Origin of the sequence: Nocardia brasiliensis, from assembly GCF_011801125.1 — a bacterium.
In the GTDB taxonomy this organism is placed as follows: domain Bacteria; phylum Actinomycetota; class Actinomycetes; order Mycobacteriales; family Mycobacteriaceae; genus Nocardia; species Nocardia brasiliensis_C.
Map to the genome: position 1 here is coordinate 1704914 of NZ_CP046171.1, position 26655 is coordinate 1731568.

General features: G+C 66.6%; 31 protein-coding genes and 1 tRNA gene. 15 read left to right on the forward strand and 17 right to left on the reverse strand.

Annotation, left to right across the window (positions count from 1 at the left end; genetic code table 11):
- Window positions 1–9 precede the first annotated feature (9 nt).
- The gene (locus F5X71_RS07630) at window positions 10–1287 is read left to right on the forward strand and encodes a hypothetical protein (protein ID WP_167461303.1); all 1278 of its coding nucleotides are present in this window, start codon (window positions 10–12) and stop codon (window positions 1285–1287) included.
- A gap of 588 nt (window positions 1288–1875) precedes the next feature.
- Here F5X71_RS07630 and bcp read toward each other — a convergent pair.
- On the reverse strand, window positions 1876–2349 hold the full coding sequence (gene bcp / locus F5X71_RS07635) for a thioredoxin-dependent thiol peroxidase (RefSeq protein WP_167461304.1): 474 nt from the start codon (window positions 2347–2349) through the stop codon (window positions 1876–1878).
- Between the two features lie 241 nt (window positions 2350–2590).
- Here bcp and F5X71_RS07640 point away from each other — a divergent pair, with 241 nt between their 5' ends.
- Window positions 2591–2812 (forward strand): DUF3618 domain-containing protein, encoded by a 222-nt coding sequence (locus F5X71_RS07640; RefSeq protein WP_167461305.1) that lies wholly within the window; start codon window positions 2591–2593, stop codon window positions 2810–2812.
- Window positions 2813–2883: 71 nt separating this feature from the next.
- Here F5X71_RS07640 and F5X71_RS07645 read toward each other — a convergent pair whose 3' ends face one another.
- Both F5X71_RS07645 and F5X71_RS07650 read right to left on the reverse strand, forming a co-directional pair.
- A complete protein-coding gene (locus F5X71_RS07645; RefSeq protein ID WP_014982373.1) occupies window positions 2884–3180 on the reverse strand; it encodes an excalibur calcium-binding domain-containing protein in 297 nt (98 codons plus the stop codon).
- 133 nt (window positions 3181–3313) lie between these two features.
- Complete coding sequence (locus F5X71_RS07650) at window positions 3314–4291, reverse strand: pirin family protein (RefSeq protein ID WP_167461306.1); 978 nt, start codon at window positions 4289–4291, stop codon at window positions 3314–3316.
- Between the two features lie 58 nt (window positions 4292–4349).
- On the opposite strand from F5X71_RS07650, the gene F5X71_RS07655 reads away from it, so the two are divergent.
- Window positions 4350–4820 carry a MarR family winged helix-turn-helix transcriptional regulator gene (locus F5X71_RS07655; RefSeq protein ID WP_167461307.1) on the forward strand — a complete coding sequence of 157 codons (471 nt, stop codon included), beginning with the start codon at window positions 4350–4352 and terminating at the stop codon, window positions 4818–4820.
- Here the strand turns inward: F5X71_RS07655 and F5X71_RS07660 are convergent.
- From F5X71_RS07660 to F5X71_RS07670, 3 genes are all read right to left on the reverse strand, one after another.
- A complete protein-coding gene (locus tag F5X71_RS07660) occupies window positions 4817–5296 on the reverse strand; it encodes a DUF1992 domain-containing protein (protein WP_167466301.1) in 480 nt (159 codons plus the stop codon). The two genes, F5X71_RS07655 and F5X71_RS07660, sit on opposite strands and share 4 nt — an antisense overlap.
- Before the next feature lie 99 nt (window positions 5297–5395).
- Complete coding sequence (locus F5X71_RS07665) at window positions 5396–5710, reverse strand: hypothetical protein (protein WP_167461308.1); 315 nt, start codon at window positions 5708–5710, stop codon at window positions 5396–5398.
- A 105-nt stretch (window positions 5711–5815) separates the two neighbouring features.
- Window positions 5816–6403, reverse strand: a complete 588-nt coding sequence (locus F5X71_RS07670) for a transglycosylase SLT domain-containing protein (protein WP_167461309.1) — start codon at window positions 6401–6403, stop codon at window positions 5816–5818.
- 731 nt (window positions 6404–7134) lie between these two features.
- Between F5X71_RS07670 and F5X71_RS07675 the strand changes: the two genes are divergently transcribed.
- The gene (locus F5X71_RS07675; protein ID WP_167461310.1) at window positions 7135–7503 is read left to right on the forward strand and encodes a hypothetical protein; all 369 of its coding nucleotides are present in this window, start codon (window positions 7135–7137) and stop codon (window positions 7501–7503) included.
- 248 nt (window positions 7504–7751) lie between these two features.
- On the opposite strand, the gene F5X71_RS07680 is transcribed toward F5X71_RS07675, so the two are convergent.
- Window positions 7752–8210, reverse strand: coding sequence for a nitroreductase family deazaflavin-dependent oxidoreductase (locus F5X71_RS07680; protein ID WP_167461311.1), 459 nt, complete (start codon window positions 8208–8210; stop codon window positions 7752–7754).
- Window positions 8211–8218: 8 nt separating this feature from the next.
- Window positions 8219–10456, reverse strand: a complete 2238-nt coding sequence (locus F5X71_RS07685) for a hypothetical protein (protein ID WP_167466302.1) — start codon at window positions 10454–10456, stop codon at window positions 8219–8221.
- Between the two features lie 149 nt (window positions 10457–10605).
- Between F5X71_RS07685 and F5X71_RS07690 the strand changes: the two genes are divergently transcribed.
- The 7 genes from F5X71_RS07690 to F5X71_RS07720 all read left to right on the forward strand — a co-directional run bounded on the left by F5X71_RS07690 (window position 10606) and on the right by F5X71_RS07720 (window position 16663).
- Entirely contained in the window at window positions 10606–11085 is a 480-nt protein-coding gene (locus tag F5X71_RS07690) for a MarR family winged helix-turn-helix transcriptional regulator (protein ID WP_167461312.1), read from the forward strand.
- Between the two features lie 130 nt (window positions 11086–11215).
- Window positions 11216–11620: a hypothetical protein gene (locus tag F5X71_RS07695; protein ID WP_167461313.1), complete on the forward strand. Its 405-nt coding sequence runs from the start codon at window positions 11216–11218 to the stop codon at window positions 11618–11620.
- Between the two features lie 513 nt (window positions 11621–12133).
- Window positions 12134–12352, forward strand: coding sequence for a helix-turn-helix transcriptional regulator (locus tag F5X71_RS07700; protein ID WP_203218271.1), 219 nt, complete (start codon window positions 12134–12136; stop codon window positions 12350–12352).
- Entirely contained in the window at window positions 12349–13536 is a 1188-nt protein-coding gene (locus tag F5X71_RS07705; protein WP_167461314.1) for a type II toxin-antitoxin system HipA family toxin, read from the forward strand. The genes F5X71_RS07700 and F5X71_RS07705 overlap by 4 nt, the downstream gene beginning before the upstream one ends.
- Before the next feature lie 68 nt (window positions 13537–13604).
- Window positions 13605–13991, forward strand: coding sequence for a hypothetical protein (locus tag F5X71_RS07710; protein WP_167461315.1), 387 nt, complete (start codon window positions 13605–13607; stop codon window positions 13989–13991).
- Window positions 13992–14289: 298 nt separating this feature from the next.
- Window positions 14290–15114: an acetoacetate decarboxylase family protein gene (locus F5X71_RS07715; RefSeq protein WP_167461316.1), complete on the forward strand. Its 825-nt coding sequence runs from the start codon at window positions 14290–14292 to the stop codon at window positions 15112–15114.
- 49 nt (window positions 15115–15163) lie between these two features.
- On the forward strand, window positions 15164–16663 hold the full coding sequence (locus tag F5X71_RS07720; RefSeq protein ID WP_167461317.1) for a GMC oxidoreductase: 1500 nt from the start codon (window positions 15164–15166) through the stop codon (window positions 16661–16663).
- 54 nt (window positions 16664–16717) lie between these two features.
- Here the strand turns inward: F5X71_RS07720 and F5X71_RS07725 are convergent, their stop codons facing one another.
- The gene (locus F5X71_RS07725) at window positions 16718–17992 is read right to left on the reverse strand and encodes a GGDEF domain-containing protein (RefSeq protein WP_167461318.1); all 1275 of its coding nucleotides are present in this window, start codon (window positions 17990–17992) and stop codon (window positions 16718–16720) included.
- A gap of 163 nt (window positions 17993–18155) precedes the next feature.
- Window positions 18156–19175 carry an aldo/keto reductase gene (locus F5X71_RS07730; protein WP_167461319.1) on the reverse strand — a complete coding sequence of 340 codons (1020 nt, stop codon included), beginning with the start codon at window positions 19173–19175 and terminating at the stop codon, window positions 18156–18158.
- Window positions 19176–19332: 157 nt separating this feature from the next.
- Here F5X71_RS07730 and F5X71_RS07735 point away from each other — a divergent pair, with 157 nt between their 5' ends.
- Window positions 19333–20172, forward strand: a complete 840-nt coding sequence (locus F5X71_RS07735; protein WP_167461320.1) for a helix-turn-helix transcriptional regulator — start codon at window positions 19333–19335, stop codon at window positions 20170–20172.
- A gap of 90 nt (window positions 20173–20262) precedes the next feature.
- Here F5X71_RS07735 and F5X71_RS07740 read toward each other — a convergent pair whose 3' ends face one another.
- The 6 genes from F5X71_RS07740 to F5X71_RS07765 all read right to left on the reverse strand — a co-directional run bounded on the left by F5X71_RS07740 (window position 20263) and on the right by F5X71_RS07765 (window position 24190).
- Window positions 20263–20583: a hypothetical protein gene (locus F5X71_RS07740; RefSeq protein WP_167461321.1), complete on the reverse strand. Its 321-nt coding sequence runs from the start codon at window positions 20581–20583 to the stop codon at window positions 20263–20265.
- A 368-nt stretch (window positions 20584–20951) separates the two neighbouring features.
- On the reverse strand, window positions 20952–22259 hold the full coding sequence (locus tag F5X71_RS07745) for a sensor histidine kinase (RefSeq protein WP_167461322.1): 1308 nt from the start codon (window positions 22257–22259) through the stop codon (window positions 20952–20954).
- 56 nt (window positions 22260–22315) lie between these two features.
- The gene (locus F5X71_RS07750; protein ID WP_167461323.1) at window positions 22316–22999 is read right to left on the reverse strand and encodes a response regulator transcription factor; all 684 of its coding nucleotides are present in this window, start codon (window positions 22997–22999) and stop codon (window positions 22316–22318) included.
- 329 nt (window positions 23000–23328) lie between these two features.
- Window positions 23329–23496, reverse strand: coding sequence for a hypothetical protein (locus F5X71_RS07755; protein ID WP_167461324.1), 168 nt, complete (start codon window positions 23494–23496; stop codon window positions 23329–23331).
- 2 nt (window positions 23497–23498) lie between these two features.
- Entirely contained in the window at window positions 23499–23891 is a 393-nt protein-coding gene (locus F5X71_RS07760) for a type II toxin-antitoxin system VapC family toxin (RefSeq protein WP_167461325.1), read from the reverse strand.
- Window positions 23891–24190, reverse strand: coding sequence for a type II toxin-antitoxin system Phd/YefM family antitoxin (locus F5X71_RS07765; protein ID WP_167461326.1), 300 nt, complete (start codon window positions 24188–24190; stop codon window positions 23891–23893). The genes F5X71_RS07760 and F5X71_RS07765 overlap by 1 nt, the downstream gene beginning before the upstream one ends.
- A gap of 316 nt (window positions 24191–24506) precedes the next feature.
- Here F5X71_RS07765 and F5X71_RS07770 point away from each other — a divergent pair, with 316 nt between their 5' ends.
- Complete coding sequence (locus F5X71_RS07770; protein ID WP_167461327.1) at window positions 24507–24752, forward strand: IS3 family transposase; 246 nt, start codon at window positions 24507–24509, stop codon at window positions 24750–24752.
- Window positions 24736–24879 carry a hypothetical protein gene (locus tag F5X71_RS07775; protein ID WP_167461328.1) on the forward strand — a complete coding sequence of 48 codons (144 nt, stop codon included), beginning with the start codon at window positions 24736–24738 and terminating at the stop codon, window positions 24877–24879. The genes F5X71_RS07770 and F5X71_RS07775 overlap by 17 nt, the downstream gene beginning before the upstream one ends.
- A 161-nt stretch (window positions 24880–25040) precedes the next feature.
- On the opposite strand, the gene F5X71_RS07780 is transcribed toward F5X71_RS07775, so the two are convergent.
- A tRNA-Lys gene (locus tag F5X71_RS07780) sits at window positions 25041–25116 on the reverse strand.
- A 335-nt stretch (window positions 25117–25451) separates the two neighbouring features.
- On the opposite strand from F5X71_RS07780, the gene F5X71_RS07785 reads away from it, so the two are divergent.
- On the forward strand, window positions 25452–26636 hold the full coding sequence (locus F5X71_RS07785) for a L,D-transpeptidase (protein ID WP_428981455.1): 1185 nt from the start codon (window positions 25452–25454) through the stop codon (window positions 26634–26636).
- The last annotated feature ends 19 nt before the right edge of the window (window positions 26637–26655 follow it).

Below are 26655 nucleotides of genomic sequence, written 5' to 3' on the forward strand. Positions count from 1 at the left end.
GCGCGATCAGTGGTAGCTCGATCAGTGGTAACTCTCGGCGTCTCCACCGAACGTGGCGCCGTGCACGCGGTAGCCTTCGCCGATACCGGCGCCCGGCTACCCGAGCGCGTGCTGCTGCACCGGGTGCGGCGCACGCACGGCGACAGCAAGGCCGAACTGGCCGCGGCGGTCGAGACGGCGATGGACGAACTCGCCGCCGAGCTCGGACCCGACCACGAGATCGCCGGTGCCGCGGTCACCTACCGGGACGCGGCCGAGCGGCGCGCGATCGTCACGAGGCTGGCGAGCGGGCAGTGGCACACGGCCTCGCTGGTGTCGTCGAAATCGGCCCATCTCAGCGTGGCCGCCGTGATGACCTGGCTCGATGAGTTCGACGACCTGCTGATCTGCGAGGTTGTCCCGGGGTACCAGGCCTTCACCCTGGTCAATCGTGAGCGGACCCGGGTCCTCGCGGCGAGCAGCCAGTCCGGTGGTGCGAGCGCCGAGGCGATGGGCGTCGCGGTCACGGCCGCCTGGGATCAGTTCGAGGCGGCCGCGGTGCGGCCCGACGCGGTGGTGCTGATCGGTTCGGCCGCGGACCAGCCCGCGGTCGTCGCGGCCGTGGACGGTTTCGGTGCGCCGGTCATTCCGTGCAAGACGGCCGCGGCGGCCTCGGCCGCGGGCGCGGCGCTGTACGCGATGGCCGACCTGGACGGTTTCGACCTCGAGCCGGAGCAGGGGCGGCGGGTGCGCGGCGGCACGGCGGTATTCGCGGCGGCCAGCGTGCTCGCGGGCGGTCTCGTGGTAGGCGGGGTTTACGTCGCGGGCGGTTCCGCGCGCACGCTGCCGGGTTCGGTCGTCAAGGACGCGCACGTCACCGCCGAGTCCAAACTGGTCTCCGGCGGGCCGGGCGATACGAGCGGCGAGGGTCGCGGTGGCGACGGTCCGGTGCTCGATCGCCGCATGCCGGTCGCCGCCCATGTCCCGGATCTGACGGTGGTCACCATCGATCCCGCGGACATCCGGCCGGACTACACCACACAGCGCTGGGGCAGCCGGCTCGAGCATCCGGAACCGCTGGTCGCCGACGAATCGGCGCACGAGGCCGAAGCCAACCCGAGCACCCCGCTCACCTCCGGCTCGGGCACGCTCGCAGGCACCAACAAGGTCGGCGCCCCGAACGGCGCCCTGCTCTTCCCCGGCGAGACGCCACCCCCGCCCGCCTTCACCCCGGAGTCCTACACCTGGTGGGACAACCACTTCCGCATGATGCTGCAGTGGGCGGCCCAACAAATCTCCTCCGTCTAACCAGCCGATCACCCCCAAGACGAAAAGGTCCGGTGCCTCCTCCAGCTCCGGACCTTTTCGTTTGCACGTGGGTGACAGCCGGGGCAGCCGATCTGTGGGTACGTTGGCTGCGCAAACCGGGGTGTCGTTGTCCGAGGGCGCTGTCGCGGACGCGGTGACCGGCTAACCGCAGCTGAGCTGTACCGAGTGACGGCACTGCCCATGTGATGCAGTGGGTGGCCGATATCGCTCGCCGGCCGGCCGAGATCCCAAGGCGCGACCGCGCATGCCCTCCGGCCTGCGGCCGATATCGAAACCACAGCACCGAACGATCGGATAGCTGCAAAGTTGCTATAGGGTGAAACCGCTGTTTGCCGGCGACAATTGACCGTGGATGTTCGAGAGCTGTGCGTGCAGCTGATACCCCATTGCGGCGGTTGAGCCCGTGGTCGAGTACCCGGGTGTGCTGGGCCGGGTACTCGACCGGTGACGCTTTGCCGCGCTGATGCGGGGTTGACTCGTGCCGGGGGCGGTGGAGGTCGACGTGTGTTGGGGCGTCGGCGATTTCGCGGTCGGCTCGGGCGGGCGCTCGGCGGGGCGAGCGGGGTCCTAGACCGACAGGTCGCGGCGCAGTTTGGCGACGTGGCCGGTCGCGCGCACGTTGTACTGCGCGACCTCGATCTTGCCGTTCTCGTCGACCAGGAAGGTCGAGCGGATGACGCCGGTGACGGTCTTGCCGTACATGGTCTTCTCGCCGAACGCGCCCCACGCGGTGAGCACGGACTTGTCCGGATCCGAGAGCAGCGGGAAGGTCAGCTGCTCGGCGTCACGGAACTTGGCCAGCTTCGCGGGCTTGTCCGGCGAGATGCCGAGCACGGCGATGCCCGCGCCGTCGAGTTCGGCGAGGCTGTCGCGGAAGTCGCAGGCCTGCTTGGTGCAGCCGGGGGTGCTCGCGGCGGGGTAGAAGTACACGATCACCTTGCGGCCGCGGTAGTCGGCGAGCGACACGTCCTTGCCGTCGGCGTCGGGCAGCGTGAAATCGGGGGCGGCATCGCCGGGGGAGAGTCGTTGGTTGTCGGTCACGTCCTGCACGGTAATCGAAGGCTCGGACAGTCCGCGGACAGACAGAACCAGTCTGTCGATACCGACAGGGCGAGCGGGTCCGGACCACCGCGACACTTGTCGGGACCGACAGGAGCACCGCGCGCTCGAGTGCGCCGCGGCCGGACCGATAGACTCGTCCGGGAGCTGAGGACGACCCGCGACGGCCGAATACGCACCGCGATTCGAGCCTTGGCGCAGACCGAATACAGGAGGCCGGAACGTGGCAAAGGACACCGAGCGGATCGAGCGGGAGATCGAGGCGGCGCGCACACGGTTGGCGAGCACGCTCGACGAGCTCGCGGTGCGCGCCGATCCGCAGCGGATCGCCAGCGACAGCAAGCAGATCGTGGTGCGAAAGCTGAACGAGCCCAAGGTGAAGTACAGCCTGATCGGCGCCGCGGCGCTGGTGGTCGGGCTGGTGCTGCTCAAGATTTTCCGCTGATCGGCCGAAAGGTCCCGAACAGCAGAACACCCGGTGTGTAGGTCACACCGGGTGTTCGCTTTTCGCAGGTCTCAGACCGTGGGGCAGGCGAACCCGTCACCGTCCGGATCCAGATGCGGGCCATAGCCGGGCTCGCCGCGAAAGAGCGGCGCCCGGCCGGCGGCCTTGGCGTCTTCGCAGTTGGCGAAAGCGCCACCCGCAGAACCGGTCTGCGTCAGACCGGCCGAACCGGTCGCGGCCGAGCCGGTGTCGACGGCGGACGAACCGGTTCCGGAGGAACCAGAGGGCGGCTGCGCCCCTGCGGTCGGCGCCGCAAGTAGGGTCAGTCCCGCGACGGCAGCGCTGAAGGTAAGCCGACGAACGTTCATGTATTCCTCTAAATAGTTGCTGCGATGGATAGGCGCCCGACCGGACGCCGCATCCACTGTTGTGACGGCTCGCCCTCTTGTCAACCGCGCCGCTGGAGAACTAGGGCATTAGGGGATCGGTGCGCTGTCGCTCTCATTCGCCGAGCCGACGCCCCGCCAGATGCTCCGCCGGGATGTTTCCCATGCGTCCGGCCTGGTAGTCCTCGATCGCCTGGATGATTTCGGCGCGGCTGTTCATCACGAATGGCCCGTATTGCACGACGGGTTCGCCGATCGGCTGGCCACCGAGCAGCAACATTTCCAGTTCGCCGCTCCGATTATGTTGCGCCGCATCGGCACTCACGGTGATGGCGTCACCTTGTCCGAATACCGCCAATTGGCCCTCGTGTACGGGCCTGCGTTCCGTGCCGACGGTGCCGCTGCCGGACAGCACGTAGGCCATCGCCGTGAAGTGCTGCGGCCAAGCCGTTTCCAGTTGTCCGCCGGGGCTGAGCGAGGCATGTGCGTAGGCGATGGGCGTATAGGTGGAGCCGGGGCCGTCGAAGCCGCCGATCGAGCCCGCGATGAGCCGGACCAGCGCGCCGCCGTCGTGCGAGGTGACCAGGGTCAGCTCGCTGCCGCGCAGATCCTGATAGCGCGGCGCGGCGAATTTGAGCGCGCGTGGCAGATTCACCCACAGCTGGATTCCGTGGAACCAGCCGCCGGCGACGACCAGTTCCTCGGCGGGCAGCTCGTCGTGCAGGATGCCCGAGCCCGCGGTCATCCACTGGGTGTCGCCCTCGCCGATCACGCCACCGCCGCCGTTGGAGTCGTGGTGCACCATGGTGCCGTCCATGACGTAGGTGACGGTCTCGAAGCCGCGGTGCGGATGCCAAGGCGCACCCTTGGCCTCGTGCGGTTCGTAGGCGACCGGACCCATCTGGTCGAGCAGGATGAACGGATCCGCGGTGCGCAGGTCGATGCTCGGGAACGGCCTGCGCACCTCGAAGCCGGCGCCTTCGCGCTGCTTGGGGGCGCTGACCACGTTGCGCACGGCCCGGTTGCGCATGGTCTCGGTTGGCCGGGGCAGGCGCGGCAGCACCATGATGTCGGGGACGGTGATGGCTGGCATCGGGACCTCCTGAGCGGTTGGTGTCCATGTCAACCAAATGGGTCTAGACTTCATTCCCATGGAGTGGCTCAGTGATGAGGAGCAGGCGACCTGGACGGCCTACGTCCGCATGCGGCAGCGGCTGGATGCGGCATTGGCCGCGGGTCTGGCCAACGACGGGGTGTCCGCCGCGGACTATGAGCTGATGGTCGCGCTCTCGGCCGCGCCGGGGGACTGCTTGCGAGCCAAGGACCTCGCGGCCGAGGTCTGCTGGGAGAAGAGTCGACTGTCCAAGCATCTGGCGCGCATGGCCGCGCGTGGGCTCGTCGATCGGCAGCCGGTCGCCGAGGATGCGCGCGGCGTGCGCGTCCAGCTCACCGCGGCCGGTCGGAGTCTGCTCGAGCGGGCTGCCCCGAACCATGTCCAGCTGGTCCGTGAGATCTTCATCGATTGCATCGATCCCACTGAGGCAGACGCGATTCAGGCACTCTCGGACAAGGTTGTCACCGCGGCGGAGGAGTCCTCGCTCGGGGCGCGTCAGCTGTCTTAGCGGCCGAAGAGCCGGCGCCACCATCCGGCGCGGGGCCGCTCGGATCGCGGCGCGGGAGCCGGCGTCGGCTGCTGTGGCTTGCGGCGTTCGGCCCGCCATTGCTCGACGATCTTGTCCGCATCGACCGGCGCGACCTGCACGTGCGGGCCGTGCGGCATGCGCAGCCAGTCGACGACGCGGCGGTTGAGTTCTCGCACGGTCTCCCGGACGGCCTGCTCGGACCGCAGCTCCCGCACGGTCTGCGGCAGTCGTTCGACATCGCGGCGCAGCAGGATCGACGGCGGCAGCAGCGCCTCGCCGCTGATCCCCTCTTTGCGGAGATAGCCCTTCATCCACCAGTTTTCGTCGTCACTACCGTGCGGGATCGGTTTGCCCGCACCGGGCAGGTTCTGGAATTCGCCGCGCTCGCTCGCCTCGCGGATCTGCTTGTCGATCCACGATTCGAAATCGAGGCTCGCCGGCTTGCGCTCGGTCATGGCGGTCTCCCTCACGTCAGCTTCGACGGCCGGGTACGCCACCAGCGTACCCAATCACGCGGAGCGGATGCTGAAACCGCTGTAGGGCAAGTGTTTCCGCTACGACCACGGCGTAATGGGCGGCTTTACCCACAGCAGCTTCTCGTCGGTCTTCGTGCGTCGCGCGGCGGGATGGTCCGGGTGGCGCGCGGCCCATTCGTCCTTGTCGGTGAGCAGCGCCGCGACGGTGCCCCAGGTCTCCTCGGTGCTCGGCGGGTTGGTCTCGGCGGCTCTGGCGAGCTTGCGGCGCGTCGACGCGGGCATCGCGAGCAACTCCGCTCCGGTGATGCCCCGCTGCCAGATATAGCCTGCGAGGCGTTTGGCTTTTTCGGCGCGGCTCTTGGCCGCCGCGTCGCTGTGCGCGTAATCGGTCATCGCGGAAGTCCATAGGGTCGGGTGTGCACGACCCTAGTCGCAGGTTGGGGCGGACCCGACGACGCCTCCCCGCCGGGTGTGCGAGGAGGCGTCGGTGCGGATGGCTCAGTAGGCGCCGTGGACGTTGTCCATCGAGCCGTAGGTGCGCGCCGCGTAGTTGCAGGCGGCGGCGATGTTGGCGACCGGGTCGTAGATGTCCCAGGAGGTGCCTTCGACGTGGTAGGCGCGGAAGGTCGGATCGATCACCTGGAGCAGGCCCTTGGACGGGATGCCCGCGGCGGCGTTGGAGTCCCACAGATTGATCGCCTGCGGGTTACCGGTCGACTCACGCATGATGTTGCGGAAGATGCCGTCGTAGCTGCCCGGGATGCCGTTGGCCGCCATGATGTCGAGCGCCTGGCGGATCCAGCCGTCCAGGTTGTCCGGGTAGGTGGGCTCGGGCATCGGGGCCGGGATCGGCTCCGGTTCGGGCGCGGGCAGCGGCGCGGGCATGGGTGCCGGGATGGCCGCGGCGACGGGCTCGGCGGCCTGGTGCCGATCGGCGACCAGTGCGATGCGAGACGGAACGCTGTCGTCGGCCACCGAGACGGCGGAGGAGGCGGCTACGGCGACGATGCCGGCCGCGGCGATCGCGACCGTGAAGCCCTCGCGCAGCGACGAGCGGCGGAGCGTGGAAAAGCGTCTGTCAGGCATTGCGAAATCGGTTCCTTTGTCGGGGACAGGTTTCGATCCGGGCATGCGTGGGCAGCACGGATCCGAGGCGGGACGCGCAGGGGTGGCGCTCGCCGGTACGGGCTGATGTGCTTTTGTGGGTTTTGGTTGTGCGGGACGTCTTGGTCCCGAAAACGCGACGCGCTCAGTGCGGCGATGCCGGGGCGCTCACTGCGAGCCCGGCCGCGATGTCGCGGGGGACTCCGCATCCTCGATGCGGAGAAAGTGGCGGAAGGTTGGGTTCGCGGGTCCGTTGCCGGATCCCGATCCGCCGACCGCGGCAGGCATAGGGCTTGCCGTTGCGGTCGTTTTCCGAATGTGGGTGAACAACTCCTCGGTGTAACCAAACTCCAGGTCGCTTATTGACCTGATCGCAGAATGGTCACAGATGGTTAACGCGCAGTGAACGAAAACCAAACGGAAGGTGCGATAGATCTTGAAAGGCCCCCTCGGTAGTTGCCGAACCGTTACCTACGCAGGGAGTTTGCTGGTAAACCGATTGTGCGGCACGTCACAGAAGTTTTCGGCTAACGAATCCGTGTTCTGTTGCCGCATAGGGGTAATGGTCCGGATCGAGGCCCGTGATAGACCGAAGTGATCGGTCGGTTCACGTGGTTTCGTCCCGGAGAAGTCCGATCCAGGGTGTGCGTGAGGCCGAATACAGGGGAGTAGCTAACCGTCGACACCTCGTTATCGGGGTAGATAGGACTGCCGTGAAGATCCGAACCGCCCCCGTGTGCCGCGCGAGCCTGCTGGTCGCCGCGACCGCGACCGCGGCGCTGCCGTCCCTGGGTGTCGCGATGTTCACCCTGACGACCATGGCCGCGGTTGATCTGCCCGATGCGGCGGGCCGGGAGGCGGTGATCAGGCAGTACGCGGTCGTTCCGCTCGAGTCCGGCGTCGACTTCTGCCAGGATGCGAACAAGGACGAGGGGTATTACGCCGACCCGCACGACGATGCCGTGTTCTACCACTGCCTGGATTCCGCGAACCGCCGTATGGCGACCCTGCACTTCCGCTGCCTCGATCAGGCGCGTTACGACGCCCGGCAATCGGTCTGCGTGGTGCGCCGCCCGGAATGAGCGGCGCCTGCTCGGTCGTGCTGGTGCTTGGGCCGGCGGTACGCATGGAAATCCTTGCCGCCAAAGGCCTTCGGCGTGGTTTGTGTTGCGGCAAGCGCTCCTGCCGGGCTCGATCGGTCGGGCCCGGCAGCGGTTCTCGTTCAAACCAGCGCGTGGCGCGGCTGCGGGGTGTGGTGTCTCGACTGCCCGGACAGTGCCGGTCGTCAGCTGGAAACCCTCACGGCCTTAACGGTTTTGATCCGGCGGTATCAGCGGGCGTGCAGCGCCAACTCGACCATGGGCAAGGTGTCGACCGGGGCGCCGGTGGCTTGTTCGATGGTGGCGCGCAGGTTTTTCCAGGCGCGGGGGTGGTGGGTGATGTAGCGGTCGAGTGCGGCGGCCGATTCCGTGTCCGACAGCGGCGTGGCGGTGGCGGGAACCGCGCGTTTGGTGCCCGCGGAGACGTGCACCTGCGGGTTGGCCTGAATATTGCGATACCACTGGGCTTTCGTGCCGAAGCCGGAGACCACGATGTAGCGGTCGGGCGCGGGCCGGTCGACGACCTCGAGCACCACGAATCGTGCCGCGCCACTTCGCCGCCCGACGTGCTGAATCATCAACAACCGTGCGCCGAACAGAAAACCGAGGCCCGCTCGGTACAACCAGATCGGCGCGCGCACAGCCCAGCGGGTCCGCAGTATCCGGGCGCCTAGATCGGCAATGGTCATCTCTACTCCTAAGGCACAGCGATCAATTCGTGTTCGGGTTCGTCCGGGGTGCGGTGTTCCGGTAGCGGTGCGCCGGTGTCGAGCCGCCGTCGCCGCAGATACGCCCAATGCAGCCAGCACATTCCGGCGAGGCCGGCCAGCGCGGCGGCGAGGCAGCTCTGCCAGGCCGAGGGGCGCCAGGTGAGGACCAGTTCGGCGTTCTGGGTGCCCGCCGGAATATTCACGGTGACAAAGGTTCCCGCGAGCTTGTCCACCGGTAGGTCGCGACCGCCCATGCTCGCCTGGTACCCCGGCCAGGCCAGGCGCGCGAATACGACTCGGCCGCCGTGCTCCGAGGAGACGCGAATCCTGCTGGTGACGCTGGTGCGTTCGGTGGAGACCGCGGTGACGCCCTGCGCGTCGGCGATCAAGCCGTTGCGGGTGGACAGCAGCCCGTCGGCGTGTTCGAGCACCCAGATGTAGCGTTCGTGCCCCGGATAGTCGACCCACTGCCAGCCGGGCGGCGGGGGAGTGCGGCCGATGTCCGGATACTGGGCGCGTTGCAGGACCACACGATCGACCTTCATCAAGTCGACAATCGTTTTGCCAGTGGTCGGTTCGATCGCGAAGGCGCGACGATACGCATCAGGGCAGGTGCTTCCGTCCCAGCCCATGCACAGCAGTGCGCTGAACGCCGCGTGCCCGATCGGGGTGTAGGCGTTCACGTAGTCGAGGTTCATGTTCTTCGCATAGTTGCCGAACGCGAGCGAGCTGTAGGCGCCCGACAGCGACTTGTCCTCCGGCCGCAGCAAGCCACGGTCGGCGAGTTGCAATGTGACACCGTCGAATCGGGGGAACGCCGCCTTCATCGCCGAGCGCCGTTCGGGGAATCCGTACGACAGTGGCGTCGGCGGCGCGCCGCTCACCTGCCAATAGGCGATCGGGAACATGGCGACGATGGCAAGCACGCAGCCCATCGCCACGCCCCTGGCCCGGATCAGCCAGACCGTCGCCGCCCCCAGCGCGGCGACGGCCGTGGCCGCGACGAGATGCCACACCACCTGGTGCGGCCCTGCGGCGAAGGAGCGCACGAACAGCAGCCCGATGAGCACCGCGGCAGCGACCCCTCGACGCCGCCACTGCTCGAAAGTTCCATGGCGGCTGAGCAATACGCACACCAATACCAGCAGCGCGATCGCCACCATCGGCAGCACCCGCGCCGGCCAGCGCAGCGGACCGATCTGGCCGGGCCCCGCGCACCACATCAGCACGGCGGTCGCGAACAGCGTCACCCCGCTGAGTTCGCGTGCCGAGCGCCGCGCCGCCCCCCAGTCGATGAAGGCCAGGGCCGGGATGAGGAACCAGGCGATGTAGACCATCGGTAGCGGCTGGACGTAGCCCCACCACCCCGTGAACGCCGGAACCGTGCTCGGCAGACTGGCATTGAGCGATTCCGACCACGGCACGGTGAGGAACGGATCGTTGAGGATGCGTTCGTCGCCGCGCCAGGTGATCGGCGAGGCGAGCAGGCTCGGCAGGTAGGTCGCAAGGCCCGCCAGCCCCGCGCAGCCCGCGGCGAGCAGCAGCCGCATCGACGGTGCCCAACGTCGTTGATAGAGCACCTCACCCGCCGCCACCGCGACGATCATCAATGCCGCTTCCACCGCGGGGAAGACGTACTGCACCGAAATCGCCAGGTACAGAAAGACAACGGTCGGAATCGGCCCGCTGCGTCCCCGGGTGTAGCGCACCGCCGACGCCCAGGCGTGCACCATCCACGCGGTGCCGGTCAACGAAGTGGCCCAACTGGATTCGTCGAAGAACAGGAACCAGCCGCTCAGCGGAAAGGCCACACCCGCCACGGCCGCCCACTGCGGCCGGGAGCCGTAGGCCAGGCAGATCCGGAACACCCCGAGCGCGGCGATGATCGAGAACACCAGTTTCACCGCGGTGGCGTAGGCGGCGAGGTTGTCGAACGAGGGGGCGAGCACGTCGACGAGCAACTGTGGCGGGTTGTAGATACCCGCTTCCTCCAGTGAATAGTTGCCCGACATCCACTCCCAAGGCACCAGCGCGGGGAAGCGACCCTCCCGCAGGTAGCGGCCCATCATCACCCACATGGGTCCGTACTGGGCCTCGGTGTCGTCGGTGTAGAAGTGCCGCGGATTGCCGAGCAGCACCGCCACATAGCCAACGACCACGCCGACCATGGTCACCGCTGTCCAGGTGCGAACTTTCGCTCGGGAGTCGTGCGCCGTCTCTGACATCACGAGTGCAAAACCTACCGGAAAGAGGCACTGTGCAACAGTTGCCATGTGCAATATTTATGGCGCGCCGATCCGGGTTGTACCTGTCATTCGTCACGGGCGGGTCGCGGGATGGGAGAATTGGCGCTCACCGCGAGCAAAGGGAATGGATGAGCCGCCGAAGCGAGGAATCGGTCGACGAGATCACCGAGGCGCTGCTGACGGCGTCGCGACTGCTCGTCGCGCTGTCGGCCCGGTCGATCGCCTCCGTCGACGACACGCTCACCATCCCGCAGTTCCGCACGCTGGTCATCCTTTCGGCGCGCGGCCGCTCCAATGTCGCTGCGCTCGCGGGCATTCTCGGCGTGCGTCCGTCCACGGCGACCCGCATGGTGGACCGTCTCGTCGCCGCCGACCTGATCGATCGCAAGCCCAACCCGAATTCCCGCCGCGAACTGATCGTCGAGTTGACCGCTCGCGGCCGCGAGATCGTCGCCGCCGTCACGCAACGCCGCCGCGAGGAGATCGCCGCTGTGGTCGCGCAGATGCGCGAAGCCGACCGGCACGGTCTGGTCAACGCCCTCACCGCGTTCACCGCCGCCGGTGGTGCCGCGCACGGCATCGCCGACATCGACAGCTACCAACTCTGAATCGATAGCTTCTGCCGCGCACGGATTCACCGTAGCGGCCGCGTTGCGCGGAATTGTCCGCCTCCTCGCCCGCCGGGCGTACGTTTCACCCGCGGCAGCGCGGGAAGTCGCGTAGCGGAAGGAGGCCACAATGACCGAATCGGACAACACCTACGATCCTCCGCAGGACACCGGCGACCCGGACGCGGTGGAGACCGACCCGGCGGCCCTCAGCAGTGCCGAGGACCTCGACGAAGATCGATTGCGGCTCGATCCGCAGGAGGCGGGGATGGACCCGCCCGAACAGTGGTCCGGCGCGACCGAATACGGCATGACCCAGTGGGAAGAAGCTCACCCACGTCCACTGGCCGAACGGCTGGCGGAGGAACAGCCCGACGTCACGCCGGGCCCGCCCCAACCCCACGACGACCACGAATCCGCCTCGGACAGCGTGGATCTCGAAGTCCCCGAGTACGAGGAAACCCTCGGCATCGCCGCGGACGTCGCGGGCGGTTCACTATCGGCAGGCATCCGTCAACCACCACCACCGGAGTAGAGCGGCCGCGAACACGGAGTGCGACTCGGCAATCCGACGATTCAGGGAAGTTCCAGCGGCCCGTCCGGAATGCCGAGGCCCGCGACGCCACCCAGAAGGCCCGTCACCCTTTGATCTTCTCCACGCGCTCGCCGTGCGAACGTCTACTTCTCGATTCGTGAACGCGAGATTTCGACGCGCTCGGACCGGGCGCACTGGGCGTCTCCGAGCAGCGCATCTACCTGCTCCGTGCAAGGTGCCCTCACGCCCGGTCCAGCGGTAGCGTCTGTATAGCAGGTCCGAGACTGTACGCATCACTCCGAAGCTCTTGACCGGGCAGCTTGGTGCCACGAGGTCGTCGCGGGGATCGATCACATCTGGACCGTAGGCCTGTATCGGCAATATGCTGCCGATTTCCCCTTGTCATGCCGCGCAGTGTGGGTGTACCGGTAAGGAATCGGCAGTATTTCGCCGATTTCGTGATGGATTGCGGTAACCTAGTGGAGTCTGCGCCGTATCGGCAGAATATTGCCGATGAATGGAGGTGATGCGATGGCCGGGGTAGCGAGCATTGGAGATGCCATTCGTGCGGCACGCCGCCGTCATCGGCTGACGCAGGAGCAGTTGGCGGAGTTGGCGGGCACCTCGACTCGTACGGTCCGCGAGATCGAACACGGCAGTGGCTCGACGAGCATTTCCACTGTCGCCACGGTGGCCGACGTGGTCGGACTCACCCTGGGTGTGGTCGGTTGACGGATCTCGAAGAGTTTCGGCGGGTTGCCCGAGCGGATGTGTACAAGGCCGGTCGGCATGCCGCTGTGTTGGCGCGGACCCCGGATGGTGGCATCGAATTTCGTTACGAGAAGGACTATCTCGCCGACGGTACGCCGGTAGCCACGACGCTCCCGCTCGGCCCGGACCCGGTGCGTAGCATCGCCGGTGCGGTGCCGCCATTCTTCGAAGGTCTTCTGCCCGAGGGGCATCGGCTCACGGTGTTGCGGCGTGCCATCAAAACCAGCGTCAACGATGAACTGAGCTTGCTGCTGGCGGTCGGTAGTGATGTGCCCGGGGATGTGCAGATCGTTCCTGCTGATCAGCCACTCGCCGACATTCCGGCACTGGTTGAAGGAGACTCGCCCGCTGAACTCGAGTTCGCGCGATTCGTAGACGAGATAGATACCCATGCGCTGCCGGGAGTGCAGCGTAAGGCCAGTGCGTCGATGATCAGTGTGCCGTTCTCTGCGCAGTATGGGCGGTTTATTCTCAAGCTCTCACAACCGGAGTACCCCCATCTGGTGGAAAACGAAGCCGTGCATCTGAAGGCCGCGAGGTTGATGAAAATCCCTGTGGCCGAGGCGAACCTGGTAACTGACCGTGTTGGCGACACCGGTCTGCTGGTGCGGCGGTTCGATCGGGTACGCGAGGGACAGTCGTGGCGGCGCTTGGCATTCGAGGATGCGACACAGGTGCTGGGCTTACCTCCGGCGTCGAAGTATCAGCACGATGCGGTCACTGTGGTCAACGCACTAGCGGGGATCGCTGAGGCTCCGATAGTGGCCCGTCGCAACCTCTACTTGCAGTTTCTCTTTGCCTGGCTCACCGGAAACGGTGACCTACACGCGAAGAACGTCGGTGTGGTCGAGGGGCCCGGTGGGAAATGGGATATCGCACCGATATTCGACATACCGTGCACTCTGGTCTACGGGGACAACTCGATGGCGCTGCCGATCTGTGGCCGGACCCGCAAGTTACGCTCCCGCGACTGGGCGGCGTTCGCCGCGGAGGTCGGGCTCACCGAGCGAGCCGCGGTTGCGGCACGCGCTGTCGCACTCCGAGCGGCCACAGCCGTCGATTACGCCGCCCTGCCGTTTCGGGGGTCTCCCGTGCACCAGTTGGAGCGCGAGTTGCGTTGGCGACGTGCCGAACTCGGGCACTGAGAGGCGTTGGCATCCATCCGGCCGTGAACCCGTCGCCGGGGATTGCCGCGTCGGTTACGTTCGGTGGGGTGATCTATCCACGGAGGGGCTCGGCGGGGCGGGTGGCGCGGCTGGCGAACGTGGCGAGGGAGAGCTGGATGCAGGATTGGCCGATTGAGGTGGCTGATCCGCGGCGGCTCGGTGAGTTCGTCGAGTTGCTCAACGCGAACAAGGCGGATTGGGAGCTGAGTTTCTGGCTGCTGGATCTGGTGCTCGAGTCGGCCGAGGGTGGTCTGCCCGAACGGATTGAGCCGTTGGTCGACACTCTGGTCGCGGTGTGGGCGGCCACTCGGGCGCCGGGAATCGCGCACAGACTCGAGTACTGGGCGCTGCCGGACGCCTGCGACCCCGAGGAGATGTTCGCCGTGACGCCGCTGGTGCGGGAGGTTCGCCGGCGAATCGGGCACGATACGTGACACTTTCGGGGCGTCGGCGAGGTCGGCGCGCCCCGTAGCGGGCACGGACCAGTCGATGCGCGATCGTCAGCAATGACCTGAACTCGGACGGAATCACGTCCTATATAGGTTTACGCAGCCGCCGGTTCACTGTCTGTATTTGTCGAAAGCGCCTGACCTTAAAAGTATTTCAAGGTCAGCTAACAATGTGTTTTCGGGACTGCGTTCGGAAGACGGAGCTGTTACGGTTCGTTGCCGAGGGAAAGGACTTTCGGTGGCTGCTGAAGTAAAGCATCGAAATCGTAGGCGCTGGAATATCTTGGCAGCGGTACTACTCGCCGGATTCACGACGATCACCATGAGCCCCGCCGCGGTCGCCGCGCCGGAGCATTGCGCATCCGACGCCTGGGAGTCGATCACCTCGACCATCCCGGAGGCGAGGCTGACCGATTCGATGCGGCAGCAGATCCGGAAGGGGCCGGACGTCGGCGGATCGTGGGATCTGAGTTCGACCGACGGGTTCGTCATCTGGATGATGGCCCCCAGATTGGGCGGGCCGTCCCTGCTGCCGAAGGACGTCGCCGACGGTGCGCTGCCGCTCGCGAAATACGGCTTCGCCACCAGGTATTCGAATACGCCTGTGGGACCGTACAACGAGATCACCGGTATGCTCTCCTACGCGCGGTTGCGTAACCCGGGGATGTTCGCGCATTCGCCGTTCATGGTGGTGGACAGTCCGGAGACCGCCAAGAACGGGCGCAACAACTGGGGTTTCCCCAAGTCGCTCGCCGACTTCGTCGGCACCCCGCGCATCGGGGAGACGCTCACCGCCGGCGGCGACGGATGGTCGGTGTCGGTGTCGTCGAAACCCTTGCTCTTCGATATTCATATGAGTCTGCCGGAATTCCTCGGCTACATTCAGATGCCGGAGCAGATCTCGTTCGAGCAGCCCTCGCCGGCGTGCGGTATCAAGAAAATGCGCAGCCTGCGTCTCGGTGGTCTGTCGGGTTCGGTGCAGGTCGCGCTCATCACGGTGAAAACCGAAGGCAGTGACGAGTTGCGCGCGTTGCTGCCGAGCGGGGTATATCCGGGCGGATACATCACGTTCGATCATCTGGGTTTCGACAAACCCGGCATGAATTAGCCCGATGTACGGATCCTCATCGACGCGCCGCGCCGTACTGAAAAGTGGTGTGGCGATCGCCGCGGCGGCGTGGGGCGCGCCGCTCCTGTCGCCCGCGCGGGCTCGAGGGCAGGCGCGGTCCCGGTACGACGCGATCGTCATCGGCAGCGGGTTCGGGGGCGCGATCGCGGCCTACCGGCTGGCCTCGGCGGGAGTCGATGTCCTCACCCTCGAGCGTGGCCGCGCCTGGTGTCAGAGCGACGACGCGATCGTTTACGACTCCGCCCTGGACTACCGCGACCCGCGGTGGCTGTGGGATCCGGCGCTGACCAAGACGGCAGGACTGGTGCAGCCGTATCTCGCGGGCTCGGTCGGTATCGCGACCACGGCCTGCGTCGGCGGCGGGTCCGTCGTCTACGCCGGAGCCACGGTGGCGCCGGTGCGCCGGTACTTCGAGAAGATCTTTCCGGCGGCGCTGAGCTACGACGAGCTCGAAAAGGTCTACTGGCCAAGAGTTTTCGATCGTCTAGGGGCGAGCACCGTGCCCGCTGACCTGCTCGCCGGCGCCGCCTTCGCGCACGTGCGGTCCGCTGACGCGCAGCTGGCGCGCGCGGGGATCGCGACCGGGCCGGTGCGCTCCACGTTCGACTGGGACATCGTGCGGCAGGTGTTCGACCGCTCGGGCGGGTCGCCGACCGTCGACGCCGCGGCGTGCTCCTGGAACCGGAACTCCGCCAAGAAGTCCGTGACCCGCAACTACCTCCGCTGGGCGGCCGAACGGCCTAACTGGAGCATGCTGACGCTGCGGGATGTGCGCCACATCGCGCACGAGAACGGCAGGTTCGTCCTCGACGTAGCAGCGCTCGATCACGACGGCGGCGTCGAAACCTACACCTGTAAAAGCCTTTTCGTCGCCGCCGGGTCGCTCGGGACCACTCGGCTCCTGCTGCGGTCGAGATCCGACGGTGGATTACCCGATCTCAACGAGCACCTCGGCACGATGGTCGGCGACAATGGTGACCAGATGACCTGGCGATTCGCCGACGATCTGACCGCCGCCGGGCCGCAGGCCAGCGCGATCGTCAGCTCCGCGCTGGTCGACGACGAGGCGGAGCACCCGCCGATCCGAGTCGAGGCGGTGGGCTTGCCCGGCCCGCCCGGGTCGGCACCGATTCTGGCGCAGTTGTCGACCACCGCCGACTGGGAGAATCGGGCGTCCTGGACCATGCGCGACGGCGAGCCGGCGCTGTCGTTCGCGCCGGACAGCTGGCGGGACTCGCTGGCCGCGGCACTGCGCGTGCACGAACGGGTCGGTGCGTCGGCGAGCGCGCTGCCCCGGTTCGATGGCGCCCCGTTTGTGCCGGAGATCTCGCTCACCGCGCACCCACTTGGCGGCGTGCCGATCGGACTCGCGACGGATCTCGACGGCCGCGTATTCGGTTGTCCCAACCTGTATGTCGTCGACGGTGCGCTGATACCGGGCAATTGCGCGGCCGCCAATCCGTCGCTCACCATCGCCGGTATCGCCGAACGAGTGCTGGACCGGGTGCTCCCGGACGTCGTCGCGTAGGTTTTGGCGACCGCGGTAAGCGTCGTGGCCGGGCCAGCGCCAGGCGACGGCCGATCAGGAGCGGCCGATCGTTCTCGAGAAGTGTTGCCGACTGTCGGCATCGGCGGTGCTCTCCGGCTCTTCGATCGCTACGGTATTGCCGCCCATGCGTTTCGCCTCGTACATCGCGAAGTCGCAGCGGTGCAGGGTGTGTCGCGCGACCATCGGGTCGCGCAGCCCGGCGATGGGGCACAGAGACGCACCGACGCTGGCGGTGACGGCGACCGGTAAGCCGGGCATGGTTTCGATCGCGCCGCGCAGCCGCTCGGCGACCGCGACGAGCGGCTCGTCGCGCAGCCGGCCCAGAACCACGAATTCCTCACCGCCGGTGCGTGCGACGATGGCGTCCGGGTCCGCGGCCGAGCGCAACCGCTCTGCTGTGCGCACCAGGACCTCGTCGCCGAACGAGTGGCCGAACGTGTCGTTGACGTCTTTGAAGCGATCCAGATCGAGCGTGGCCATGTAGGCGTATTCCGTGGTGTCGGAGCGGAATACGTAGGACAGGTGGTAGTCGAGCCCGCGCCGGTTCAACAGCATGGTCAGCGGGTCGAGCAACGCGTGCTGCCGCCACAACCAGTGACAGAACTGCACGGTGGGCAGTCCGACCACATTGAGCGCCACCAGGATCAGCATGATCGCGACGGCGAGCCGGACATCGCCCGCGGCGACGCCGGTGTGGACCGGGTCGTCGGTCACCAGCAGCACGACGAGCACCAAGCCCGACAGCAGCGACCAGCAGATGTGCAGGCCGAGGATGAGCGGCCCCTGGAAGATCACGAACATGCCGACGACCACCATCAGCGTCGACACGAGGGCGCCGTAGACGCGGTGTTCGGCGGCCAGCGCCCCGAAGGTGATGGCGAGATCGGCTCCGGCGCACCACAGCAGCGCCTCCACCCGGCTCGGCCAGGGAAACAGCCACCAGCGCAGCGCCCACAGCGCGGTGAGCCCGACGATCAGCCAGCAGCCGACCGCGAAGAAGGCATTGCGCGGGCCGATGTTCGAGACCAGCGACACAGCGGTGACCAGACACATCACCGCGCCGCCCGCGCCGATCATCGCCCGCACGGAGCGCAAGGCCGAGTGGAGTCCGAGCACGTCGACCAGCCAGTCGTAACCGGCTCGGTCATGCCACCAGCTTCGCATCAGTGTTCGGCTGTCGGCCATCAGAACCACCGCCTTGTTCGGCGGACCCGCGGTCCGCCGTTGTACTGTGCTCAGCGCCACAGCTGAGTAGCTGGATAGTAACTGTTCTGTGACCTTTTTCCAACTGGAATTATCGGTACCCATACGACTTCGATGGGGGCCGGAAAGCGCCCGCCGCCGCACGCGCACCGAGCGGTCGGCAGGGCCTAGGAGTCACCCGCGTATACGCCTGCGTGACCGGCTCATCGCCGACCCTGGCCTTCGCGCCGGCGTAGGGGATTCGGGTTCTGGAAGACTTCCCGGCTGGTCAGGCCGCCGCTCGGTCGCCAGCCGGTCGGCGGCGCAGGCGGGGGTCCTGGATCGCTGGAGGCTGGTACTGCTGGTCGAGCGCGCTGACATCCGTGCCCGGCGGGACGATCGTATCGATCCTGTCGAGCAGGTCGTCGGACAGCTCTACCTCGACCCCGGCGAGCAGGTCGTCGAGGTGGGCCATGGTGCGCGGGCCCAGCAGCGCGCTGGTGACGCCCGGGTGGGCGATGGTGAACGCCATCGCGAGGTGGGTCATCGGCAGGCCCGCCGCGCGAGCGAGCGGTACGAGCTGCTCGACGACATCGAGGCGGCGCTCGTCGGTGAGATGGCGGGCGAACCGGGCGCGGGTGAGGTCGTTGTCGCCGCCCCTACGGACCCGCCCTGTGAGCAACCCCTGGCCGAACGGTCCCCACACCATCGTCCCCATGCCGTATTCCTGGGCGATCGGCAGGACCTCGCGCTCGATGCCGCGGTTGAGGATCGAGTACGGCGGTTGCTCGGTGCGCAACCGATGCAACCCGCGCCGCTCGGCGATCCACTGCGCCTGGACGATCATCGACGGCGGCGTTGTCGATGACCCGATGGCCCGTACCTTGCCGGCCTGGACGAGATCGGTCAGGGCCGACAGGGTTTCCTCGAGATCGGTCGCCGGGTCGGGGCGATGGAGCTGGTAGATGTCGATGTAGTCGGTGCCGAGCCGGCGCAGGGATCCCTCGACGGCGGCGGTGATCCAGCGGCGCGAGCCACCCTGATGATTGGGATCATCGCTCATCGGCATACCGACCTTGGTGGCCAGCACGACCCGGTCCCGGCGGCCCTGGAGCGCCTTGCCGACGATCTCCTCGGAGTCGCCGTACCGGTCGGCGCTGTCGACCAGGTTGATACCCGCATCGAGCGCCTTGTGGATGATCCGCACTGACTCGGCGCGGTCGTTGCCCAGCGTGGAGGCGAACATCAACGTCCCGAGCGCGTACGGGCTCACCCGGATTCCGGTGCGGCCGAGGCTGCGGTACTCCATCATGTGCTCCTGTCGACGTGGACCGGCGGGCGGCACTGTTTCCGACCGCACAGGACCGGCAGCGCGCCGGCACCTCCACACTGCGTGCGCCGCGACGCGGCAACCAGTGCCCTGCCGGTACCAGGACCGGCCACGCGGCACGGCCGATACTGGAGACATGAGCGCAACCACCGACCTCGGCCGCGCCCTGCATGCGTGGCGGGACCGTCTCGAGCCGACCGAGGTGGGCTTGCCCGCCGACAGCCCCCGACGCGCGCCCGGACTGCGGCGCGAGGAACTCGCCCGGCTGGCGAACCTGTCGGTGGACTACATCATCCGGCTCGAGCAGGGCCGGGCGACGAACCCGTCACGGCAGGTGCTGTCCGCTCTCACCCGCGCCCTGCGACTGTCCGTGGCCGAACGCGAGCACCTCTACGTTCTGGCCGGCCACGCGGCGCCGAACCCGGCCCATGTATCCGACCACGTCCCACCCGGCGTCCAGCGCCTGCTCGACCAACTCACCGCAACCCCGCTGAGCGTGTACGACGCCGCATGGAACCTGATCACATGGAATCCGCTGTGGGCCGCGCTGTTCGGCGACCCGACACCGCTGCGTGGCCTCGAACGCAACGCCGTGTGGTGGGCCTTCGTCGACATGCCCGCCGAATTCCCGCCGGCGGTGAACCGGGGCTCCGGCGCCAGGGCCGCCTACGTCTGCGACCTGCGGACCGCGTCGGCCCGCTACCCGCACGACCGCGCCCTGCATCACCTGATCCGCGAGATACGCACCGCCAGCGCCGATTTCGCCGCCCTCTGGGACGCCGCCGCGGTCGGTGTGCACGAACCGATGACCAAAACTGTCGAGCACGCGGAAATCGGCCCGATCACACTGGACTGCGACATCCTCGCGGCACTCGGCACCGACCTGCGCATCATCGCCCTCAGTGCGCCGACCGGCAGCCCACCCGCCGAACAGCTCAGGATGCTCGACGTCTCTCGGCGCCTCGCAGCGACATAGCCGACCCTGCGGCGGATGCTGGGTGATCAGAAAAGTAGGGGTGAGCATCCGGCCGGTTCGGCGTGCCCGGCCGGATGCTTGGGGATCGCGCTACTTCCCGTACTTGTCCATGATTTCCTGCACCATCTGTTGATAAATCGGAGATTCGGGATTGAGCAGGTGCAGCCGCTGCGCGACCGTGAGATCGGGTTCGGTAAACGGGTCCACCGGAAGGCAGGCCTCTACGCCGGGGGCCATGTTTCCATCAGCATCCATGTATTCGGTACACGGGCGCAGCTGGCTGATGTCGAAGTCCGGCTCGGCATTGGCGCCACTGGCCAGCGCGACCCCGCCCAGAACAACACTGGTTGCCACCGCGGACGCAGCCAGAATCCGGTTGAATCGACTCCGGTAAGCGGGTTTCGAACTCATTCTCCATCTCCCTGTCTCTATGTTCGCCGCACTTCTGTGCGACGCCAACTACGTTGCCGATGGCATGTAACAGGAATGTCCCAGTTGGGAACTGGCGCGGTCGCAACCAAGCGGGCAATCGCCGTGACAATGGCAATTCGAATTTGTTGCCCTGAGCCGCTTTCGCGTCGCTGGGGCGATGTCAGCCAGCGGCGATGGTGGCCGAGGCGATAGCGGCGGTCACGCCGCTGGTCGGCAGCATCCGGTAGCGACGAGTCCGAGCCGGTAGCGCAAGCAGCAGGCCGGTCGCGGCGGCGATATGGCCGCTGGGGAAGCCTGGGCAGCCGGTTGCCGTGCGGCTGGTGCTCGCCCGCCGAGCGTCGCAGATCTCATCGGGGCAGGACGCAGCGGAAAACGGTCGTATCGCCTTCGCGGTGGTAGACGACATCGCCGCCCAGGAGCCTGGCGTTCTCCCTCGCGATGGCCAGCCCGAGACCTGCTCCGCCGGTGCGGGTTCGCGATTCCGATACCTTGTACATCCGTTCGAAGACGCGATCGGCCTGTTCGGCGGGTATACCAACGCCGTGGTCACGGACTTCGACCCACGACGAGGCCGCAGAGCTGCCGATGGTGATGGTGACCGGTGGGTGTCCGTGCCGGAGCGCATTGCCGACGAGGTTCGCGATGATGGCCTCCAGGCGGCGCGGGTCGCTGTTAATCGTTGGGCCCACACCGGTTTCGGGCAGCACCGTTACCCGATGAGACCAACCACGCAGCCGTAGCGTGCGAAGCGTCAGGTTGGCGAGATCGACCGATTCCGACAGGACCGACGCGGTGCCGCGGTCGCGTTGCGACATTTCGAGCAGGTCGTCCACCAGGCGCGCGAGATCCGTGATCTGCGAACCGATCAGCCGCGCGGCGGTTCCGGCGTGGCCGCCTTGCCCGGCCAGCTCCTCGTCGAGTACCTCCGCGGCCGGCACGAGTGCGGCGAGCGGACTGCGCAATTCATGTGCGACGTCGCTGACGAAGCGCTTGGCGCGTTCGTCCTGTTCCGTCAAGCCGCGGATGGTTTCCCGTTGCCGCTCCACCATGTCGTTGAATGTGGTTGTGACATCCTGGAATTCGTCGATATCGGTGTCCGGCAGCCGGCTGTCCGGCGCGCCGTCGGCGACTTCGCGGGCGGCACTCTGGATGCCGCGCAGGGGGCGGACGATGGATCGCGTGAGAGCGAATCCCAGTGCTGTGCCGATGACCGCGCAGCCGAGTACCGACAGCACGATGATCCACAGGAGCTGGTGCAGTTTCTCCTGCACTCCGGCTAACTCGCGAACGGTATAGATGGAGACGTAACGGTCTGTGGCACCGCTTGTTTCGGGAGCGGAATAGCCGATGGCCACTCTCCGGCCCGGCAACCGTTGGAACAGATACATGTCTCGCGAGCGGTCGAGCTTCTCGCGCAGCCCGGCGGAGATCTCGCCCAGCTGAGTGTCCCCTTGACGCACCACCGCGCCGTTCACCGTCACGGTGTAGTTGTTGTACGGGGAATTGAGGTAGTCGGTCCCGTGGCCCGACTTCTCGATATCCCGCCGAAACTCGGTGTAGACACTCTGCTGCGCACCTTCGTAGACCCAGCCCCGCACCTTCACCGCGAGCGCACCACCGGTCGACATGGCCGTCACACAGGCGACGAAGATCATGGCCACCAGGATTCGGTCGCGCATGCTCGTGAGCACGCGCCACCGCGCCCGTCGTCTCACGGCGCGGCTCGGAATCGGTAGCCGAATCCGCGGACCGTCTCGATCATGCTGTCCCCGTTCGCATCGTCGAGCTTGCCGCGCAGTCGTAGGACGGCATTGTCGACGAGCCGCGAATCGCCGAGAAAGTCCTGTTTCCAGGCCAATTCGAACAGCTGCTCGCGACTGAGCACCTGTCCCGGGTGGTCGGCGAGCACGAACAGCAGGCGCTTCTCGGTCGGGCTGAGGCGCAACGGGACACCGTCGCGGGTGACCTCGGCGGCGAGCCGATCGATTCGCACGCCCGATCCGGCGCCGTCCGCCGGTGGCGGATCGGCAACGGCCGACGACGACTGCCGCCTGACGAGTGCCTTGATCCGGGCGTCGAGCACGCGCGGACTGACCGGCTTGATCACATACTCGTCCGCCCCGACCTCCAGCCCGGCCACGATGTCGACGTCGTCGGATCGTGCCGTGAGCATCAGGATCGGGATCGAACTCCACCGCCGGATATTCCGGCAGATCGCGAACCCGTCCTCGCCCGGCAAACCCACATCCAGCACGACGACATCGGCCTCGGCCACTCGCGCCGCGAGATCCGCCGTCGCCTCCGACAGATGGTCGACGTGATGTCCGAGACGTTCCAGCGACATCACAAGAGCCTCGACAATCTGCGGGTCATCCTCCACCAGTAGTAGGTTCATCGACCAATTGTCTCCCGCGGACCACGCTGTTCCTCGAAGAGGCACGCCAGCCCAGCGTCCACCGGCATCGGGTTCAGGCGGCGGACAGCCCGGACGGCGGTGAGTTCGAAATGCCAGAACTCGTTCGCATATGTCTGGCAAAAGCCGTAGTCGCCGACATACCGCGCCACCCAATCGACTGCCTGCACCGCCGGTCCGAGACCACCGACCACACCAGCGACAGCAAGGCGGCCGACTTCATCGAAGTGTGGAAGTCGCGGCAGGGTACGAACCGAAAGGGGTTGCGGGGGTGAGCTGGTCGGCGCCGTCGCTACTGGTGGGTGTGCCGCTCATGACTCTGTGGCCTCGTCGATGGCCTCATCGAGGCCGATGGTGATGGCCCGTGCTTCGAACTGTGCCCAGGCGTAGAGGTCATCGAGGCGGGAACGAACGGGATCGCCGAAGAGTGGAACGGCAATCGCCCTGATGGGGTTGGTGTGGAAGAACTTCTCCGACACCGTCAGTGAGGTGCTTCCCAGGCCAGTCCAGCGGCTTCCGCCGCCTCGCCGAGGCGTTTGTCGTATGCGACCACCGCGGTGAGGTCCGCGCCCATCTCGAGGGCTGTGGCGAGATGGATCGCATCCAGGCTGCGCACTGATGCTGGTGATACAGCGGCTGCGTTCGCCCGGACGATGCCATCGATTTCGAGCATGTCTATCCGGGCGAGCACTCCGGGTACGTGGACGAGATCAGCTGGTTCGGCGGCCCGCACGGCACGGGCCAGTTCGACCTCGACGAGAGAGGATGCGACCCAGGGCAAGTCGGGTCGTTCATCGAGCCACCGGACGAGCGCCGCCGTCTCGGCTTCCGGATGGACCAACTTGACCAGGGCGCTGGTATCGAGATAGAGCATCAGTACCGCTCGTTATCGCGCAGAGCCTGCAGGGCGGCGCCCACTCGGTTCGCGTTATCGGCGGGTGCGCGATCGAGCCGGCGACGAATATCAGCGAGTAGGTCTGCGCGTCCCCTCGAGGCCGGACGCATTCTGCCTTCGGCCGTCAATCGGGCCCGCGCATCACGCGTCGGATCGACCGGGACGATTCGGCCGACGATCGTGCCCCGCTCGGTGATGTCTACGGTCTCTCCCGCCTTGACCAGAGCCAAGGTCCGCGCGGTGTGGTGTGAGAGTTCGCGGATTGGGATGGCGGTCATATACCGATTGTGACACAAAAATGTGTAACAGAGATGGAAAGGAGGCACGGATCGCGCGCGGGACAGGACTGGTCGAAAGCCGGATCGCCGCGGTGGCCGACCGAGGCGCCGCCAGCGTATCGCTGTTCGTCGGCACCCTGGCCTCGCCGCGGCACGCGCTCGCCCGCCTGGGCACCGTTCGGTGCGAGCTCGCCGCCGCCCTCACCCTACCGACCCGAACACAGTGGACAGGCTGGGATTCCAAGCCAGCTGCCCGAACCCGGAAATCCGATCACACCATCACCGCCTCGGAGCTCGGCCAGACCCGGCGGTGATCGTGGCGTTCGTCAGCGAACACCCGCAGCACCCGGCCGAGCTCCTCATGGAGAACTTCTTCTCTACCTTGAAGACCGAGCCGGCGCATCGGAACAGTTGGCGGATAAGGGAAGATGCAGAGAGCGCACTGTTCGCCTACATCGATGGCTGGTACAACACCCAGCGGATCCAGAAGAAGCTCGGTTGGCGGTCACCCGACGAGTACGAAGCCAGTTATCATCACCGGGTTCATGCTGGAACCAGATAATCCGCTCTCCGTATTGGCGGGGGTTCCTCAGATCGTCGAGGCGTCGGATTCGAAGACCGCCGCCAAGCAACTGGGGCACTCCCGCGAGGGGATCACCGAGCGGCACTACATCGCGTCACCCGAGTAAGCGCAGGACTCATCGGCGGTGCTGGAGTTGGGTTTCGGCGGAGCCAGCTGACGAACACGGCTGGGTGCGCGAAGGTTTGGGATATTTTTGGGAACGGTCCGATTCACCCGGTCAAACAACACGGCCCCTGACCTGGCATGCCAAGTCAGGGGCCGTGTTTGTGGTGCGCCATCAGGGACTCGAACCCCGAACCCGCTGATTAAGAGTCAGCTGCTCTGCCAATTGAGCTAATGGCGCTTGCTCCGTGTTCCGGTGCGTGAGAAACCTTAACAGGCCGAGGGTGCAGATGTGAAATCGCGCCCTGACCGGCGCGAATGGGTGCCTGGGTTGTCGTGTTAACAACCGAGGGGGTGGTTCGGATCTATCCCGTGTAACACCACAGTGTCGACGCGGGATTCGCGTTGGTGCGGGACCCGCGGACTGGCAGAATGTCCGAATGTGGTCTCGACCGTTCCGCGGACACGGCTGGTTGAGCTGTAGCGGTCGGGATCCGAAGCCATCGGTGTGCTTCTGATGCGCCGAGACTTGAAACGGGGTTGGAGATGAGCGTTGGTCGAGGTCAGCGTCGGTGGATGCGACATATCAGCGGGCCTGTTGCCGTGCTTGCGGTGGCAGCACTGGCCCTGTCCGGTTGCTCGTCGTCGAGCACGACGGACTCGTCCACGGCCATGATCGACCGTAATCCGGTACTGGAGCTGATCAAGCCGAAGTTGCTGTCCCCGATCAAAGATGGCGATGTCGGTGTGTCGCCGGGTGTGCCGTTGGCCTTCAACGTGGAGGACGGCCGGTTCACCAATGTGACGTTGGTCAACGCGCAGGACAAGCCGGTGGCGGGCAAGCTGGCCGCCGACGGCAGGTCGTGGGAGACCACCGAGGTGCTCGGCTACGGCAAGACCTACCGGTTGAAGGCGGACGCGATCGGCCTGGGCGGCGCGAATTCGGCCACGTTGAGCTTCACCACCAGTTCCCCGGACAGTCAGACCAAGCCGTATCTGCTGCCCGGCGAGGGTGATGTCGTCGGCATCGGCCAGCCGGTGGCGATCCAGTTCGATGAGAACATTCCGGACCGCAGGGCCGCGCAGGACGCGATCAAGATCACCACCGAGCCGCCGGTGGAGGGCGCGTTCTACTGGGTGAACAACCGCGAGGTCCGGTGGCGGCCGGAGAACTTCTGGGCGCCGGGGACCAAGGTCACCGTCAATGTGAACGTCTATGGCCGTGATCTCGGTAACGGGCTGTACGGCCAGGACAACATCCAGTCGTTCTTCACCATCGGCGACGCCCAGATCTTCACCGCCGACGACAACACCAAGCAGGTGGTGGTCGAGCGCAACGGCGAGGTGATCAAGACCATGCCCACCTCGATGGGTAAGAACAGCACGCCCACCGACAATGGCATCTACATCGTGGGCGACAAGTTCGACAAGATGATCATGGACTCCTCGACCTACGGCGTCGCGGTGAACTCGCCGGACGGATACAAGACGCCGGTCGACTATGCGACCCGAATCTCCTACAGCGGCATCTTCTTCCACTCCGCGCCGTGGTCGGTCGGGCAGCAGGGCTACAGCAACACCAGCCACGGTTGCCTGAACCTGAGCCCCGCCAACGCGCAGTGGGTGTACCAGAACGCCAAGCGCGGCGACATCACCATCGTCAAGAACACCGTCGGCGGAACGCTTTCCGGCACGGACGGGCTCGGTGACTGGAACATCCCGTGGTCGGTCTGGAAGGCAGGCAACGCCGACCGCGGCTGACGGTGGGACTCGGACGGGC

Bases quoted from the DNA above. Each gene is read 5' to 3' on its own strand.
- F5X71_RS07645 (WP_014982373.1), bottom strand. From the start codon at position 3,180: ATGAACGTTCGTCGGCTTACCTTCAGCGCTGCCGTCGCGGGACTGACC.
- F5X71_RS07650 (WP_167461306.1), bottom strand. From the start codon at position 4,291: ATGCCAGCCATCACCGTCCCCGACATCATGGTGCTGCCGCGCCTGCCC.
- F5X71_RS07655 (WP_167461307.1), top strand. From the start codon at position 4,350: ATGGAGTGGCTCAGTGATGAGGAGCAGGCGACCTGGACGGCCTACGTC.
- F5X71_RS07660 (WP_167466301.1), bottom strand. From the start codon at position 5,296: ATGACCGAGCGCAAGCCGGCGAGCCTCGATTTCGAATCGTGGATCGAC.
- F5X71_RS07665 (WP_167461308.1), bottom strand. From the start codon at position 5,710: ATGACCGATTACGCGCACAGCGACGCGGCGGCCAAGAGCCGCGCCGAA.
- F5X71_RS07670 (WP_167461309.1), bottom strand. From the start codon at position 6,403: ATGCCTGACAGACGCTTTTCCACGCTCCGCCGCTCGTCGCTGCGCGAG.
- F5X71_RS07680 (WP_167461311.1), bottom strand. From the start codon at position 8,210: ATGACCATTGCCGATCTAGGCGCCCGGATACTGCGGACCCGCTGGGCT.
- F5X71_RS07685 (WP_167466302.1), bottom strand. From the start codon at position 10,456: ATGTCAGAGACGGCGCACGACTCCCGAGCGAAAGTTCGCACCTGGACA.
- F5X71_RS07690 (WP_167461312.1), top strand. From the start codon at position 10,606: ATGAGCCGCCGAAGCGAGGAATCGGTCGACGAGATCACCGAGGCGCTG.
- F5X71_RS07695 (WP_167461313.1), top strand. From the start codon at position 11,216: ATGACCGAATCGGACAACACCTACGATCCTCCGCAGGACACCGGCGAC.
- F5X71_RS07700 (WP_203218271.1), top strand. From the start codon at position 12,134: ATGAATGGAGGTGATGCGATGGCCGGGGTAGCGAGCATTGGAGATGCC.
- F5X71_RS07725 (WP_167461318.1), bottom strand. From the start codon at position 17,992: ATGGGTACCGATAATTCCAGTTGGAAAAAGGTCACAGAACAGTTACTA.
- F5X71_RS07730 (WP_167461319.1), bottom strand. From the start codon at position 19,175: ATGGAGTACCGCAGCCTCGGCCGCACCGGAATCCGGGTGAGCCCGTAC.
- F5X71_RS07735 (WP_167461320.1), top strand. From the start codon at position 19,333: ATGAGCGCAACCACCGACCTCGGCCGCGCCCTGCATGCGTGGCGGGAC.
- F5X71_RS07740 (WP_167461321.1), bottom strand. From the start codon at position 20,583: ATGAGTTCGAAACCCGCTTACCGGAGTCGATTCAACCGGATTCTGGCT.
- F5X71_RS07745 (WP_167461322.1), bottom strand. From the start codon at position 22,259: ATGATCTTCGTCGCCTGTGTGACGGCCATGTCGACCGGTGGTGCGCTC.
- F5X71_RS07750 (WP_167461323.1), bottom strand. From the start codon at position 22,999: ATGAACCTACTACTGGTGGAGGATGACCCGCAGATTGTCGAGGCTCTT.
- F5X71_RS07760 (WP_167461325.1), bottom strand. From the start codon at position 23,891: ATGCTCTATCTCGATACCAGCGCCCTGGTCAAGTTGGTCCATCCGGAA.
- F5X71_RS07765 (WP_167461326.1), bottom strand. From the start codon at position 24,190: ATGACCGCCATCCCAATCCGCGAACTCTCACACCACACCGCGCGGACC.
- F5X71_RS07775 (WP_167461328.1), top strand. From the start codon at position 24,736: ATGCTGGAACCAGATAATCCGCTCTCCGTATTGGCGGGGGTTCCTCAG.
- F5X71_RS07785 (WP_428981455.1), top strand. From the start codon at position 25,452: ATGCGACATATCAGCGGGCCTGTTGCCGTGCTTGCGGTGGCAGCACTG.